The sequence below is a fragment of the Gordonia ajococcus genome (assembly GCF_012974285.1).
In the GTDB taxonomy this organism is placed as follows: Bacteria; Actinomycetota; Actinomycetes; order Mycobacteriales; family Mycobacteriaceae; genus Gordonia; species Gordonia amicalis.
In genome coordinates this window covers 3,574,824-3,590,203 of sequence record NZ_CP052884.1, presented here as the reverse complement: position 1 = coordinate 3,590,203, position 15,380 = coordinate 3,574,824, and the positions used below count along the sequence as shown (strand labels likewise).

The following is a 15,380-nucleotide window of genomic DNA, read 5'->3' as shown; positions in this document are numbered from 1 at the left end:
CTGCGCGGGCGTGAGGCAGGATGGGGGCGTGACCGAATCCGATCCCGACCTCTTGATCGACTTCCGCGACGTCGCGATAGTCCGCGGTGGCAAAACGCTTGTCGGCCCGCTGTCCTGGCAGGTCGAGCTGGACGAACGCTGGGTCATCATCGGCCCGAACGGTGCCGGGAAGACGACCCTGCTGCGCCTCGCCGGTGCGGAGCTCCACCCGACGTCGGGTACGGCTTTCGTGCTGAACGAGAAGCTCGGCCGGATCGAGATCCGGGAACTCGCGACTCGGATCGGCGTCGCCAGTCCCGCGCTCGTCGATCGTGTGCCCGACTCCGAGGTCGTCAGCGACGTCGTCATCTCGGCCGGTTACGCCGTGCTGGGTCGCTGGCGCGAGGCCTACGACGAGATGGATCGGGACCAGGCGGTCGAGTCGCTGGAGTCGATGGGCGCCGAGCATCTCGCCGAACGCACCTTCGGCACCCTGTCGGAGGGCGAACGCAAACGTGTGATCATCTCCCGTGCGCTCATGACCGACCCCGAGCTGCTGCTGCTCGACGAACCGGCCGCCGGTCTCGACCTCGGCGGGCGCGAGGAACTCGTCGATCGTCTCGCCACGCTTGCCGCCGACCCCGACGCTCCGGCCATCGTGCTGATCACCCATCATGTGGAGGAGATCCCGGAGGGGTTCACGCACGCGCTGATCCTGTCCGAGGGCGGCGTCGTCGCACAGGGCCTGCTCGAAGAGGTGCTGACCAGCGAGAACCTGACGGCCGCCTTCCGGCAGCAGATCATCCTCGACAAGGTCGACGGACGGTACTTCGCTCGACGTCGTCGCCGCGCGGGCGGTCACCGTCGAGCAGGAGGCAACCGATGACATCCACCGATCAGGGACCCGAGGTCGTGTCCGCACCGATCCGCGACGCCGCGACGGTGGTCCTGGTCCGGAACTCCGCCGACGGCATCGAGGTGTTCCTCCAGCGTCGGGTGAAGCAGATGGCGTTCGCCGGCGGCATGACCGTCTTCCCGGGCGGCGGCGTCGACAAGCGTGACGCCGGTGCCCACGTGGCCTGGACCGGTCCGGACGCGGCGTGGTGGGCCGACCGGTTCAACACCGATGACGAGCTGGCCCAGGCACTCGTCTGTGCGGCCGTCCGCGAGACCTTCGAAGAATGCGGCGTCCTGCTCGCGACCACCGCCGACGGTGTCTTCGCCGATCCGGGAGCACTCGCCGAGGATCGACAGCGGCTCGTCGAGAAGTCGCTGTCGTTCGCGGAGTTCCTCACCGCGCGGGGCCTCACCCTGCGCGCCGATCTGCTGAGTCCGCTCGCGCACTGGATCACCCCGGTCAACGAAAAGCGCCGCTACGACACCCGCTTCTTCCTCGCCGCCATGCCCGAAGGGCAGGAGGCCGATGCCGAGACCACCGAGGCCGAGGTGGCGCGCTGGGTCAACGCCCGAGTCGCGATCGACTCGTGGGCCGACGGCAAGCACTTCCTGATGCCGCCGACCTGGGCGCAGCTGCACTACGTCAGTGGCTTCGCGACCGTCGACGAACTGCTGGCCGCCGAGCGGGCCATCGAATGCATACTTCCCGACACCACCCCGGGTGCCGGTCTCTCCGGCCTCGGTTTCCCGGGCTCCGACGAGTACTTCCGCACGCTCGGCGACCAGACGCCGCCCGACATCACTCTCTGACGGATCACCGCTCGTCGAGGTCGACTGCCTCGACGGAGTCCTCGTCCTCGCCGATGTCCTCGCGATCAGCCCATTCGAGCAGCGTGTCGAGACGGTGGGCGACGTCGTCGATCTCGGCGTGTAGATCGCCGAGTTCGGCGAACCGTGCGGGCACGGTGGCGATCGTGAAGTCGTCGGGTGCGATGTCGTCGATCTCGTCCCAGCGCACCGGCGTCGACACCGTCGCGCGCTGGTTGCCGCGTACCGAATAGGCCGAGGCCATGGTGTGGTCGCGCGTGTTCTGGTTGTAATCCACGAAGACGGCGGCCGGGTCGCGGTCTTTGCGCCACCACTTCGTCGTCACGTCCTTCGGGGCCCGGCGTTCCACCTCGCGGGCGAAAGCGAGGGCGGCGCGCCGGACTTGCGGAAAGCCCCATTCCGGTGCGATCCGCACGTAGATGTGGAGACCGCGCCCGCCCGACGTCTTCGGGAAACCACGCATGCCGAGTTCGTCGAGAACCTCCGCGACCACGTGTGACACCCGCTGGATGCGCGAGAACGGGCAGTCGGGCATCGGATCGAGGTCGATGCGCCACTCGTCGGGGGATTCGGGGTCGGCGCGGCGCGAGTTCCAGGGATGGAACTCGACCGTCGACATCTGCACGGCCCAGATCACCGACGCCAGCTCGGTCACGCACAGTTCGTCGGCGGTCCGTCCGTAGCGGGGGAAGTAGATCTCGGTGGTCTCCAGCCAGTCGGGTGCGCCGGCCGGGACACGCTTCTGATGTACCTTGTTGCCGCTGACGCCCTTGGGGAAGCGGTGCAGCATGCAGGGGCGGTCGCGCAGCGCCCGCACGATGCCGTCACCCACCGACAGGTAATACTCCGCGAGGTCGCGTTTGGTCTCGCCGCGTTCGGTGAAATAGATGCGGTCCGGACTCGACAGGCGGACCGTTCGGTCGCCCACCTGCAGCTCGATCGGCTCACCTGCGGAACCCGCACCCTTCGCCATGCGCCCACTGTAAGGCGCAACCGCGCGTGAGCGCGGTTGTCCGGCCTGGGACACCGGGCCGACTTACCAGACGGTAGCCTTCGAGGATGCCTGAGTTCGTGACACTCGAGACGTCCGACGACCATCCCGGCGTGGGCACCATCCTCCTGGCCCGCCCGCCGATGAACGCGTTGAGCCGCCAGGTGCAGGCCGAACTGGCCGCAGCCGCCGAGGAGGCGACGCTGCGCGACGACATCAAGGCCGTCGTCGTCTACGGCGGCCCCAAGGTCCTCGCGGCCGGCGCCGACATCAAGGAGATGAACGACCTCACCTACGCCGAGATGAGCAAGGTCGCGGGTCGTCTGCAACGCGACCTGGGCGCCATCGCCTCGATCCCGAAGCCGACGGTCGCGGCCATCACCGGTTACGCACTGGGCGGCGGCCTCGAAGTCGCACTCGGAGCCGACCGCCGGATCGCCGGCGACAACGCGAAGCTCGGTGTGCCCGAGGTCCTGCTGGGCCTCATCCCCGGTGGTGGCGGCACGCAGCGTCTCGCGCGGCTCATCGGCCCGGCCAAGGCCAAGGACCTCATCTTCACGGGCCGTTTCGTCGGTGCCGAGGAAGCACTCGCCATCGGTCTCGTCGACGAGGTCGTCGCCCCCGACGAGGTGTACAACGCCGCCCTCGCCTGGGCGGGACAGTTCACCGACGCCGCGTCGGTTGCCATCGCCGCCGCCAAGAAGGCCGTCGACCAGGGCCTCGGCGTCGACCTCGACACCGGCCTCAAGATCGAGGAACAGCTCTTCGCCGCGCTGTTCGCCACCGACGACCGTGCCATCGGCATGAAGTCGTTCGTGGAGAACGGCCCCGGTAAGGCGAAGTTCACCGGGCGCTGAGCGGAGCGAACTCCATCGGGGCGCTGAGCGGAGCGAACTCCATCGGGGCGCTGAGCGAAGCGAACCTCACCGGGGCTGATCACCGGCCCACAACGACATCAGCAGTGACCGACCCACGCGACAAGGAAGCGATCATGACCACCGACGCCACTCCGGGTATCGATCCGGCGCCGAATCCGCATGCCACCGAGGAGCAGGTGCAGGCCGCACTGAAGGACACCAAACTCGCCCAGGTGCTGTACCACGACTGGGAGGCCGAGACCTACGACGAGAAGTGGTCGATCAGCTTCGACGAACGCTGCATCGATTACGCGCGTGGCCGTTTCGACGCCATCGCCGCCGACGAGCCACTGCCGTACGGGCGGGCGATGGAACTCGGTTGCGGGACCGGCTTCTTCCTGCTGAACCTCATGCAGTCCGGTGTCGCCGAGAAGGGTTCGGTCACCGACCTGTCGCCTGGCATGGTCAAGGTCGCGCTGCGCAACGCCGAGAATCTGGGCCTCGACGTCGACGGCCGGGTCGCCGACGCGGAGAAGATCCCCTACGATGACAACACCTTCGACCTCGTCGTCGGACATGCTGTGCTGCACCACATCCCGGATGTCGAGCAGGCGCTGCGCGAGGTGCTCCGGGTGCTCAAGCCGGGCGGCCGTTTCGTGTTCGCCGGTGAGCCGTCGACGATCGGCGACTTCTACGCACGCTGGATGAGCCGCGCGACGTGGTTCGCCACCACCAACGTCACCAAGTTCGGTCCGCTCAAGAGCTGGCGGCGCCCGCAGGAGGAGCTGGACGAGTCCTCGCGCGCCGCGGCGCTCGAGGCCGTCGTCGACATCCACACCTTCGATCCCGACGAGCTGGCCGGCATCGCCCGTTCTGCCGGCGCGGCCAAGGTCTCCACCGCCACCGAAGAACTGGCCGCGGCGATGCTCGGCTGGCCGGTCCGCACCTTCGAGGCCGCTGTCCCGCCGGAGAAGCTCGGCTGGGGCTGGGCGCGGTTCGCCTTCGGCGGCTGGAAGCGTCTCACCTGGCTCGACGAGAACGTCCTGCGCAAGGTCGTGCCGCCGAAGTTCTTCTACAACGTGGTGGTCACCGGCACCAAGCCGGAGTAACCGGACCATGATGTAGAAAGCGTGGGGCCATCGCGCGCATTCTCGCTACCGATCGGGTCGCCGCGTGCCACCATGGGCTATGGCCACGCTCCTCACATCCGACGAGTTCGACCTCCGATTGCTCTTCGCCGAGCCGGTGGCGGAGGTGAAGAAGTTCCTCCGGGAAGTCGTCGACAAGCGGGAACCGATCGCGCTCGAGGTCGAGGGCACGGCCCACTTCCTGAATCTCGGCAACGTCAAACACTTCACGCTGGTCGACCAGGATCCCGGCGACGAGTCGCTGGGTACCGATGACGGCAAGACGGTGGTGCTGGCGATCTCCGAAGTGCGCGGGTAGCGCCGACGAACCTCGGCGCGGGAACCCGTGCGGGCGACGGTAGCCTGCAAGGATCATGGGCTATTCCTTCAGTCTCGACGACGTCGGCTTCCTGCGGTCGCGGCACGGCGAGAAGGCGCTGGAAACGGTGTCGGGTCTCGCGCTCACGTCGTCGTCGATGCTGTCCGACATCACCGAGGTCCGCAGCCGGTATGCACCGCACGACGCCGCGTTGATCGAAACCGTGCGCTGTCGTCGGCGGGCGACGACGAAACTGCGGGATCCCGCCGAGCTGCTGCTCACCGACGACGCACTGCAACAGGCGACCGCCTCGGTGGTTGCCGAACACCGCGCCGCCGAGATCGCCGGCCGTTTTCCGGCGTCGGTCGTCCACGACATGACCTGCTCGATCGGGGCCGAGCTCCGAGAACTGGTGCGCGCCAGCGGGATCTCGGGAGCTATCGGCAGCGACCTCGACCGGGTCCGGCTCGCGATGGCACGCCACAACGTACCCGACGCGACGCTCCTGGTCGCCGATGCGCTGACCCCGACCTCGAGTGCCGACGTCCTGCTCGCCGACCCGGCCCGCCGCTCCGACGCCGGCCGGATCTTCCGGCTCGACCAGCTGACCCCGCCGCTCCTCGAACTGCTCGCCACCTATGCCGGTCGCGTGCTCATCGTGAAATGTGCTCCCGGACTGGATCATCAGATGCTGCGCAACAGGTTCGGTTTCGACGGTGAGGTCCAGGTGACCTCGCTCGACGGCGGCGTCCGGGAAGCCTGCCTGTGGTCGGGGCCGGGGATCGAGACCCGACGCCGGGCAACCGTGCTGCGCACGCGACCCGACGGGTCGGTGTCGCAGTTCGAGATCACCGACCACGAGGACGACGAGGTGCCGGCCGGCGAGGCGGGGGAGTGGATCGTCGATCCGGACGGCGCCATCGTGCGCGCCGGACTCGTCAAGCATTACGCGCACCGTTTCGGTCTCTGGCAGCTCGACCCGCAGATCGCCTATCTGACCGGCGGTTCGGTGCCGGCCGGGGCACGTGGCTTCCGAGTGATCGAACAGGTCGGGGTGACCGAGAAGATCCTTCGCAAGGCTCTGGCCGTCCATGATTGCGGACCGCTCGAGATCCTTGTCCGCGGGTTGGACGTCGACCCGGACCAGCTCCGCAAGAAGCTCAAACCCAAGGGCGATCGCCCACTGTCGGTGGTGCTCACCCGGATCGGACGCAAGGGGACCGCGTTCATCTGCGAACCGGGGGTGCGCTTCTGAGCGACCACGCACAAACAGAATGCGGGCTGAGTGTCGGTTTCCGGCACTCAGCCCGCATTCTTGTTCGGACGCTTATCCCAGGTTCGCCTTGCTGTCGAAGAAGTACACCTCACCGAGATTGGTCGCGGTGGCGATCTGACCCGAGTAGGAGATCGAGACACCGGTCGCGAAGCCCGCGGAGTTCGGTAGCGGCAGAGACCGTTTGGTCGTACCGTCCGCGGTGGAGACCTCCACCAGCGACAGCGTGTCCTTGCCGGCGTCGCGGACAACGGTCCACGCGGTCTTCTGCTGGGTGAGCGCCGACAGGCTCACCGTGGCGAGATCGGTGCGCTGCCAGAGGCGTTCGGCACGGTCACCGGCGTCGCGGTAAAGGGTGAGCGGGGCGCCGAGCGAACCGGTGGGGATGATCAGGCCGTCGGGTGACACGGTCATCGTCGCGAAGCCGTGACCGCCGATGTCCTGCGTCCACTTGGTCGACCCGTCCTCGGTGTTCAGCGCGACGATCTTGCCGTCGCGCGAGAACGCATAGAGGGTCGAGCCGTCGGCGGACAGGGTCGGCGTACCGACGACTCCGCTCGGGACATCGGCCGTCCAGGCGGTCCGCACCTCGCGCTTGCCGCCCACCTTGTTGTACTTCATCGACCGGATCTGCGACGACGCGGCGCCCTCGGGAAAGAAGTTGAGGTAGAAGCGTTCTCGGCCGGTGTCGACGGCGGCGGGCGCGGGAATCGCGCACTGCGGTCCGTTGCGCACACAGTCGCCGAAGCCGAGCAGCGGCTGCTCCGGATCGGCGTCGTCGCGCAGCTTCACCTCGGGGGCGACGAGTTCGTTGCGCTGGGTGTCGATCAGCAGGATCTGGCCCTGGGTCGTGGTCACCAGCACTTCATTCGGCGCGGCGAACTTCGCCGACAGCGGGACGCCGATCACGCCGGCACGCCAGCGGATCGCGCCACCGGCGTTGAACGCCAGGAAAGTGGTCTCCTCGCCGAGGTACGGCTGGTCGTACTGGTCGACGAGCATCGCGTTGATCTCGACCCCTGCGCGCATGTCCTTGCAGAAGTTCTTGCGGCCCGACCGGCCGTCGAGCACCAGCACGTTGCAGCCCTGGGCGGCATTCGACGTGACGCCGACATTGCCCTTGCCCGAGATGGTGACGGGCGCGGTGACCGGTCCGCCGGTGGGACGCGTCCAACTCAGGGCGAGGTCGTCGGGGACGTCGGCGTAGGCGAAGTTCGCATTGCCGGCGGCGCCGCCGTAGCTGGGCCAGCCGACGCTCGGGATCGATCGGACGTCGATGTGTCCGTCGGAGCAGCCGGCGAGCACCAGCGAGCACGCGGCGGTGACGGCGACGAACAGGCGGGTCACCGCGGATCTGCGGTGTCGGGACACCTGCGGTCGTGCCAAGGCCATCGCGCTCCTCATCGTCGGTCCTCACGGGCACTGCACGTGCCAGCAGTGAGCCTATCGTGTGCGAAAAACGGGTCGTTTAGGGTTTGTCCCATGACCACCATGTGGAACGCCTCCTACCGGTCCCGGCGCCGCGCGGGCCGTCGCCGCGATCCGGAGCAGGCACGATTCCTCACTCTCGATTCGCTGCGCTGGGTGAAACGCAACCGGGCGTACACGCCGTGGTACCTGGTCCGCTACTACCGCCTCGCGAAGTTCCGCCTGGCCAACCCGCATGTCGTACTGCGGGGCATGGTCTTCCTCGGGCGCAACGTGGAAATCCACTGCACGCCCGAGCTCGCCCGGATGGAGATCGGGCGCTGGGTGCACATCGGCGACGGCAACTCGATCCGCTGCCACGAGGGCAGCCTCAAGATCGGCGACAAGACCGTCTTCGGCTGCAACAACGTCGTGAACTCCTACCTCGACCTCGAGATCGGCGGTTCGACGCTCATCGCCGACTGGTGCTACATCTGCGACTTCGACCACAAGATGGACGACATCACGCTGCCCATCAAGGACCAGGGCATCGTCAAGGGTCCGGTTCGGATCGGGCCGGACACCTGGGTCGCCGCCAAGGTGTCGGTGCTGCGGAACACCATCGTCGGCCGAGGCTGTGTCCTCGGTTCGCACGCGGTGGTCAAGGGGGTGATCCCCGACTACTCGATCGCGGTCGGGGCCCCGGCCCGCGTGGTCAAGAACCGCATGGACGACTGGGCGAAGAACGCCGAGCAGCGTGCCGAACTCGAACGCGCCCTGGCCGACATCGAACGCAAGAAGGCGGCGGCGGAGAAGGCTGCCGCGCAGAAAGCCGACAAGTAGATCTGTCGGCACGTCACGGTTCGGTCGGCTCGACTGCCGCGGGCACCGGGGACGCAATCGTTGCCGACGTGGTCTCTGCCGACCCGAGTTCGCCGGCCGGGGTCGTCGTCTCGGTCGCGTCGGGCTCGTCGACGGTCTCCGTCCATCGCGAGCCGCTCCGGTCGACGAGCGTGACCGTGCCATCGGGTTCGCTGATCTCCAGCGTCGACGTGTCGGGAAGCCAGCGGACCAGGCTGTCGGACGAGAACTGCGCCCGGTACTCGACATCGGTGGTCTCCACGTCCCGGATCGTCACCTCGGTGTCGTCGTAGTAGAAAGCGAACTCTCCGGAGCCGCTGAGGGTCCCGCCGGCCGGCAGCTCGGAGACGGTCGAGGAACTGGCCGTCGGGTCGGCGGAGTCCTCGGTGACGCTCGGGACGGGCGACTCATCGGCCGTTGTCGAGGTCGTCTCTTCGGCTACCGACGCCTCCGGTGCGGCGAGGAATGCCACCGCGCCCGCAGGTGCGGTGACGGTGCCCGGGGGTTTGCATTCGATACCGACGGGGAGCCCCAGATCAGCGCCGATCTGGTGACTGAGGCTGACTGCCGACGGGAAGTTCCCGGCCTTGACGGTCAGGGTCACGGTGGTATCACCCGCCAGGAGGGCAAGGAGTGCTCCGATCAGGGTCGACGAGAACTCATAGTGTGCTGGATCCCCTAGTCCCGAAGTCGCCGGCACGGAGATGGGATTGATCGTGGGGAGGGACGGGAACCGGAGTTCGTAGATGTACCCCGCGGTCACGTTCGCCGGTGGGTTCGGCCAGCTGAGGGTGACCGTGTCGGAGATGAGCGGCCGAACCGTGTTGGTACAGGTGAACGATGGGTTCGACGGTCGTCCGGTGGTCACCGAACCGGTGGCGGTGGCCTGACCGGTGAGCGCGCTCGCCTCGCCCGTGCCGTGGACGTTCGATACGCTCAGTGCGACAACGGTTGCGGCGGCGGTCCCGGCTACGATTCGTTGCCCGGCAGGCGAATTGCGCCATCCCCGTCGAGGTGCGAACGCGACCGCGAGCAGGAACACGACCGCGACAGCCTGCAGTGTCAGGGTGTACGGATTCTTCAGCCAGGCCGCCACATAGCCGAGAATCGGCGTGGTGCCGACGATCCGCTGTACCTCGGTGATCACGTACGTCTGCGGGTCGGGGGCGCTGTTCGCATCGCCGCGCAAGGTCAGCGAGACGGAGTTGCCGACTGGCTCGCCGGTTGCGGTGACGCGGTGGGTCACCCGGACGCCATCGTCGCGGATGACACTGACCACGTCGCCCGGATGCACCGACGTGGCGGGCACCGTGCGGCTGAGTCCCAGTGATCCGGTGGGAATCGTGGGCGCCATCGAACCGGTCTCGAAGATCACCGGGCGCACCCCGAGGATCAGCGCGAGAGCTGTTGCGGCCAGACAGATGCCGCCCAGGATCGCGCCGACGGTCAGCAAGCGGTCACCCCGACGGCGCTGCTGCTGCGCCGCGAACTCGGCGGTCGGGAAGTTCTCCGATCCGGTGCTGTCCATCACGGGCCCGTCGCATCGAAGGTGAAGGTGACGGACCCGCTCGTGCCGGCGAGAGATCCGGCTGCCGTGGACGGCAGGGTGAGCTGCATGCAGAGCGCCTCGGTGCCGGTCGTGGCGGCCAAGGGACCACGGCTCGTGGCGAAGGCGACGGCGCCGGCGGTGATCGCGAGATCGGACGCGATCTGGGTACCGCCCGAACAGGTCGATCCGCTGACGGTGCCGCCGCTGACCACGCGCAGTCTCATGGCCCGCCCCAACACGGTGGAACTGGAGACCTTGGCGTCGTAGCGGAACTGCACCGACCCGGTGTTCTGAACGTTCACCACATAGGCGGTCGTGTTCCCGGGAAGGAGGGCTCCGGGGAACGCGAAAGTGTGTGCGACCGAACCGTTGGCCTTGATCTCGAGGTTCGCGGTGGTGAATGTGCCCGACGTGGTCGCTGCAGTTGTCGACCACAGTGCCGTGGTACCGATAGCGCCGGTCGTCAGCAGGACTCCGCACGTCAGCAGCGCACGCACTCGGCGTGACGTGCCCGGTGACCACCTCGGACGATTCATGCAATCGTCTCCGGACCGGATGGTGCGTGCCGCATTCTTCCTCGTCCTGGCGCTCGCGCCGATCGGCGATGAATTGCCATGCGCCGTAGACGAACAGCGTGCCCGCCAGTACGAATATCAGCACCGTGCGACGCTGCCCGATGAACCAGTTGTTGACCCAACCGAAGTAGGGCGCCGAGTACCAGAGCGTGCCACGCACCTGGACGGGGCGGACCGGGTCTTCGTCGGCGCCGCCGTTGGCATCACCCTGGGTGATGAATCGTGGCTCGCCGTCGTCATCCCGTGTCACCTCGATGACCCGGTGCGTGATGACTTCCGGTGAACCCGAACGGATCTGATACGTGATCACATCGCCGACACCGATCTCATCCGCCGGGCGGGGTTTCACGACGATGAGCGTGCCCGGGGGATAGTCCGGCTCCATCGAGCCGGTGAGAACCGTATAGGGCTGTGCTCCGGCGATCTTCGGGATGAGGATCGTCAGGCACATGATCGCGACGGCCCCGATGAGCAGCAGCCAGGACAGAACCTGCCAGAGGTGGTGGAGGACGCTGCGTCGCTCGGCCGGTTGCTCGGCAGAACTGTCTGTGGCTTCGAGAGATTCATCCCGGCCGAACTTGACGGTAGGACTCTCGTCGACAGCGGGTGCTGTGGGTTCGTTCATGGCCGGGTCTGCTCCGCTGCGAAACTGAAGTTGATGGTGAACGTCGCCGGTTGTGTTCCGGTCACCGAGACGAGCTCGGCGCGGACGCACCAGGAGGTGGAGGCACTCTTGGCGAGAGGCGTCCACGGCGAGGTGAAACCGGTACCGGGACTCGACGTGTCCTGCGCGGTGAACGCACCGGTCAGCGGAGTTCCGGTCCCGGGACAACTCGCCCCCGGGGCACCTGAGAGGTTCACCGTGACCGTCGCGCCGGGCGTCGACACCGACGGTCCGGCAGACGCGAGCCGGAACCGCAACGGCGTCGAGCCGGCGTTGGTGATGGTCAGGACGGCCTGCTGGGCCTGGCCCGGAATCACATTGGTGCCGTTCAGCGCAGGAAATGTGAACGACGAACCGCCGCCGGTACCCGGTGCCAAACCGATTGTCCCGGTGGTGATGTCGGTGTCAGAGACATCTGCCTGCTCGGCCCACAGCGCCCCGGTGGTCCGCACCGATCCGAAGAGCAGTACGGCCACCAGGATCGCCAGGGCGGCGTAGAGGACGCCCCGCCGCTTTCGGGCTTCGGACATCGAATCAGCCGTTAGGGCCGCACCTGATTCAGTGCGATCTTCATTCCGCTGACATTGATCGTGCCGTTGGTGAATTCGGTGTCTGGTGTCGTCGACGAGAATGCGACGGTCACGGTCACCGCGAGAACCTGACCGTTTGTGACGACCACGGGCGTATTAGGAGTACCGCCGGCCACCTGAGTCGTCGTGGTCACATAAGTCGTCGACGGGGTGGTGGAACCGGTGCCGACCCCGGTGACCGACAATTCGGCTTTCATGTTCTTGCCAGTGGCCGTCACGGTGCAGTTGGCGCTGTATTCCCAGGTATCGCCCGGCACCATCAGATCGGTGGTCGTGTCGATCGCGACCACAGGTACGTCCCCGGAAACATCGGTCCACGTGCCTGCGGGACAGTTGAGCCCGAAGTCGCCCGTGGTGATCGCATCGCCGGCCACGTCCTCTTCATCACTCCACAACGCATACGATCCCATCCCCCCGAGGAGTAGGATCGCCCCCGCACCGACCGATATTGCGCCTTTGGTTTTCCGATTCATGATCGTGCCCCTCCGAGGGAAATGTCATACCCCATCACCTTGGAGATGAGGAACGAACGTCACGCTAACGAATAAAAAAAGGGGCCGTACTTGAAACGGATGTTATTCCTGTGACTGGTGACACTTTTGTTACGGAAAGTGCAAATTAGTGCTCGACCGGTTTCCCGGGGTCGCGTTCCGGTAACGGTCGCATCGGAATATCCGGGCGCCCAACCGGATGACGCACTCGCCGTTTGGCGGCCAGATGCACCGACTCCGTGCGTTCGGCCACCTCGGCCCAGGAGAATTCGGCCGTGAGCCGGGCCCGCGCACGTAAGGCACGTTGCGCTGCCGCATCCGGATCCGACAGCGTCGCCCGCACCGCGGTGGCAAGACCTGCCACGTCAGCCGGTTCGAAAGTGAGGCCGGTATCCGGTTCCTGCACCGCTTCACCCAGACCGCCGGCGGTCGAGACGATCAGCGGGATACCGGTGGCCGCCGCCTCGAGGGCGACGATGCCGAACGGCTCGTACCGACTCGGCAACACGATCGCGTCGCACCGATGCATGTGGGTCACCAGTTCGTCGTGGTCGACGGCGCCGATGAACCGTACCGCCTTGCTCACCCGGTGCTTGCGAGCCTGTTCCATCAGCCAGTCTCGCTGTGTACCGTCACCGGCGATGGTCAGCGTGGTGCCCGGATGGCTGCGCCGGATGCGGGGGAGTGCGGCCAGCAGATCCTGCACGCCCTTCTCGTACTCGAGTCGCCCCGCGAACAGCAGTTCCGCGGGACCGGTCGTCCGCGTTCGTGGCGCGAACGGCCATGTGCGGATGTCGATCCCGTTGTGGATCACCGCGATGTCGGCTGCGTCGTAGCCGAAGAGACGATTCACCTCGTCGCGCATGGACGCCGAACATGTGATGAGAGCATCGGATTCGGCGACGAGCCACCACTCGACCGAGTGCACCTGCCGGTTCGTCCGGCCGCTGACCCAGCCGCTGTGCCGGCCGGCCTCGGTGGCATGGATCGTGGAAACCAATGGCACGTCGAAGAATTCGGCAAGAGCAATCGACGGGTGGGCCACCAGCCAGTCGTGTGCGTGCACGACTTCGGGAATCCATCGAGTCGAAGAATCCGCGAATGCCCTTTCACCGGCCAGGATCTTGAGACCGGCTCGGATGAACGAGTGCCCCATGGCGAGAGTCCAGGCCATCATGTCCTGCCCGAACTCGAACTCCGGCGGATCCTCGGCGACCGCGATCACGCGTACACCCTCGACGACGGTGTCGGTCGTCGGATGGCTCACCGCATCGGTCCCCGACGGGCGGCGGGTCAGGACCACCACATCGTGTCCGGCGGCGGCCATCTCGGTGGCGAGGTGATGCACATGCCGGCCGAGGCCACCGACCACCACGGGTGGGTACTCCCACGACACGAACAGCACTCTCATCAGATGCCCCCCTCGGCACTACACCCATCTGCGGTCATGATCGCGTGCAACCGGCGCGCGTCGAGTCCGGGAAAGAGATTGTCGGCCCGCGCCCAGTTCTGCGCGAGCGTCGCCGCCGCGTCGTCGCGACCGCGCATCGCGGCATCGCTGATCTCCCGCGTGGCGTGTGCGTGGGTGTGCGCTCGGGAGACAGCGTACTGCGCGGCGGTGTCCTTCGACACCATGAACGGCCAGTCCGAGGACAACGTCAGCAGTGCCTCCCGCACGATCTGATCGGCAACGCGGCTCCGTTCGCCTCCGTGGGCGAGGAGTTTGGCGACGGCATCGAGAGCGGTCTCGGTGACCTCCGCGTTGAGCGTGACGAGATGCTGAACCTGCGGGCCGTTCCACACCCGCCAGTCCTTGCCCGATCCCCACGACGACGCCGGGAGATCGACCGGCTCGCCGACGAGTCCGGATCGGGTTGCGCCGGCGAGGGTTCCGACCTTCACCCCGACCTCCGGAAGACGGCGTAGGACCCGTTCGAGCCACACCGGACCTTCATGCCACCAGTGTCCGAACAGTTCGGTGTCGAAGGCTGCGACGACGAGTGCGTCCCGGCCGATGCGCGCGGATTCCTCGATGAGGCGGTCGCGGACGTGTCCGACGAAATCCTCGACGTGGCGGTCGATCACGGCGTCGACGCGCGCGGGGTCGTAAGGCTTCTTCTCGTCGCCGGGTACCGAGCGTCCGGTGACGCGGAACCGCTTGAGTCCCGATTCGTGGTCGTAGGTGTGGAAGTCGCGGTAGGCGGCATGGCCGGGGTAGCCCGACTTCGGCGACCACACCCGGTAACTCACGGTCAGGTCACGCCCGTAGGCGATGACGCCGCTGTCGCCGACGGGCCGCCCGAGAGCGGTGTCGCCGTGCAGGGTCGGGCCGTCGACCATGAAATGCCCGACGCCGGCGCGGGCGTACTCGAATTCCATGCCCGGAGCGAAGGCGCACTCGGGGGCCCAGATCCCGACCGGGTCGAAACCCCAACGCGCGCGGGCGTCCGCAAGTCCCTCTCGGAGGAAGAACATCCGTAGGCGAGGATCGAGGAGCGGGGCGAAAGGATGCGCGAGCGGTCCGCCGAGGATCTCGGCGACCCCGCTCGAGGCGACGTGGCGGATCAGCGGCGAGGCCCCGTGGCGCCACTTGGTCTCGAAGGTGTCCAGCGCACGCTGGGCGGCGAGGTACTCGCGGCGGCCGGCGTCGGCGCGGTCGGTATCGCTCGACGTCGCGGCCTGGATGGCCCGCAGCTGCCAGTCGGCGAGCCACTCGTACATCGACGACGCACAGTGCGGGTCGTCGAGCTGCGCGACCAGGACCGGGGTGAGGCCGAGGGTCAACTGGTCGGTGAAGCCGTCGGCGGCCAGCCGCTCGAGCACATCGAACAACGGCAGATACGACGACGCCCACGACTGGTAGAGCCATTCCTCGCCGACCGGCCAGCGACCGTGATTGGCCAGCCAGGGGAGGTGTGAGTGCAGGACGAAGGTGAACTGTCCCGGAACCTCTGTGGTGCTGATGGTCATTC

15 protein-coding genes and 1 pseudogene are annotated in these 15,380 nt (G+C 67.2%); 7 read left to right on the top strand and 9 right to left on the bottom strand.

Annotated elements, in window-relative coordinates:
• Window positions 1–28 precede the first annotated feature (28 nt).
• Window positions 29–865, top strand: a complete 837-nt coding sequence (locus GAA2_RS16305; protein ID WP_006436038.1) for an ABC transporter ATP-binding protein — start codon at window positions 29–31, stop codon at window positions 863–865.
• Window positions 862–1,686, top strand: a complete 825-nt coding sequence (locus GAA2_RS16300) for an NUDIX hydrolase (protein WP_159405384.1) — start codon at window positions 862–864, stop codon at window positions 1,684–1,686. Before GAA2_RS16305 ends, GAA2_RS16300 begins: the two co-directional genes overlap by 4 nt.
• A 4-nt stretch (window positions 1,687–1,690) precedes the next feature.
• Here GAA2_RS16300 and ligD read toward each other — a convergent pair whose 3' ends face one another.
• Window positions 1,691–2,677 (bottom strand): non-homologous end-joining DNA ligase, encoded by a 987-nt coding sequence (gene ligD, locus GAA2_RS16295; RefSeq protein WP_159405385.1) that lies wholly within the window; start codon window positions 2,675–2,677, stop codon window positions 1,691–1,693.
• 86 nt (window positions 2,678–2,763) lie between these two features.
• On the opposite strand from ligD, the gene GAA2_RS16290 reads away from it, so the two are divergent.
• From GAA2_RS16290 to GAA2_RS16275, 4 genes are all read left to right on the top strand, one after another.
• Complete coding sequence (locus GAA2_RS16290) at window positions 2,764–3,552, top strand: enoyl-CoA hydratase-related protein (protein WP_006436041.1); 789 nt, start codon at window positions 2,764–2,766, stop codon at window positions 3,550–3,552.
• Window positions 3,553–3,686: 134 nt separating this feature from the next.
• Window positions 3,687–4,661 carry a class I SAM-dependent methyltransferase gene (locus tag GAA2_RS16285; RefSeq protein WP_040004688.1) on the top strand — a complete coding sequence of 325 codons (975 nt, stop codon included), beginning with the start codon at window positions 3,687–3,689 and terminating at the stop codon, window positions 4,659–4,661.
• A 79-nt stretch (window positions 4,662–4,740) separates the two neighbouring features.
• A complete protein-coding gene (locus tag GAA2_RS16280; protein WP_006436043.1) occupies window positions 4,741–4,998 on the top strand; it encodes a hypothetical protein in 258 nt (85 codons plus the stop codon).
• 55 nt (window positions 4,999–5,053) lie between these two features.
• Window positions 5,054–6,253, top strand: a complete 1,200-nt coding sequence (locus GAA2_RS16275) for a THUMP-like domain-containing protein (RefSeq protein ID WP_159405386.1) — start codon at window positions 5,054–5,056, stop codon at window positions 6,251–6,253.
• Window positions 6,254–6,325: 72 nt separating this feature from the next.
• Here GAA2_RS16275 and GAA2_RS16270 read toward each other — a convergent pair whose 3' ends face one another.
• Window positions 6,326–7,663, bottom strand: coding sequence for a PQQ-binding-like beta-propeller repeat protein (locus GAA2_RS16270; protein WP_159405387.1), 1,338 nt, complete (start codon window positions 7,661–7,663; stop codon window positions 6,326–6,328).
• Between the two features lie 90 nt (window positions 7,664–7,753).
• Here GAA2_RS16270 and GAA2_RS16265 point away from each other — a divergent pair, with 90 nt between their 5' ends.
• Entirely contained in the window at window positions 7,754–8,521 is a 768-nt protein-coding gene (locus GAA2_RS16265) for an acyltransferase (protein WP_159405388.1), read from the top strand.
• A gap of 13 nt (window positions 8,522–8,534) precedes the next feature.
• On the opposite strand, the gene GAA2_RS16260 is transcribed toward GAA2_RS16265, so the two are convergent.
• From GAA2_RS16260 to GAA2_RS16230, 7 genes and pseudogenes are all read right to left on the bottom strand, one after another.
• The gene (locus GAA2_RS16260) at window positions 8,535–10,067 is read right to left on the bottom strand and encodes a S24/S26 family peptidase (RefSeq protein ID WP_024500551.1); all 1,533 of its coding nucleotides are present in this window, start codon (window positions 10,065–10,067) and stop codon (window positions 8,535–8,537) included.
• Window positions 10,067–10,624, bottom strand: a complete 558-nt coding sequence (locus tag GAA2_RS16255; protein ID WP_024500550.1) for a hypothetical protein — start codon at window positions 10,622–10,624, stop codon at window positions 10,067–10,069. The genes GAA2_RS16260 and GAA2_RS16255 overlap by 1 nt, the downstream gene beginning before the upstream one ends.
• Window positions 10,625–10,766: 142 nt before the next feature.
• Window positions 10,767–11,114, bottom strand: a pseudogene (locus tag GAA2_RS23240) (signal peptidase I); the annotation flags it as partial.
• 170 nt (window positions 11,115–11,284) lie between these two features.
• Complete coding sequence (locus tag GAA2_RS16245; RefSeq protein ID WP_024500548.1) at window positions 11,285–11,857, bottom strand: hypothetical protein; 573 nt, start codon at window positions 11,855–11,857, stop codon at window positions 11,285–11,287.
• Window positions 11,858–11,868: 11 nt separating this feature from the next.
• Window positions 11,869–12,390 (bottom strand): alternate-type signal peptide domain-containing protein, encoded by a 522-nt coding sequence (locus GAA2_RS16240; RefSeq protein ID WP_024500547.1) that lies wholly within the window; start codon window positions 12,388–12,390, stop codon window positions 11,869–11,871.
• Window positions 12,391–12,535: 145 nt separating this feature from the next.
• Window positions 12,536–13,819: a glycosyltransferase family 4 protein gene (locus GAA2_RS16235; protein WP_024500546.1), complete on the bottom strand. Its 1,284-nt coding sequence runs from the start codon at window positions 13,817–13,819 to the stop codon at window positions 12,536–12,538.
• The gene (locus GAA2_RS16230) at window positions 13,819–15,378 is read right to left on the bottom strand and encodes a glycoside hydrolase family 57 protein (protein ID WP_024500545.1); all 1,560 of its coding nucleotides are present in this window, start codon (window positions 15,376–15,378) and stop codon (window positions 13,819–13,821) included. Before GAA2_RS16230 ends, GAA2_RS16235 begins: the two co-directional genes overlap by 1 nt.
• Window positions 15,379–15,380: the final 2 nt, after the last annotated feature.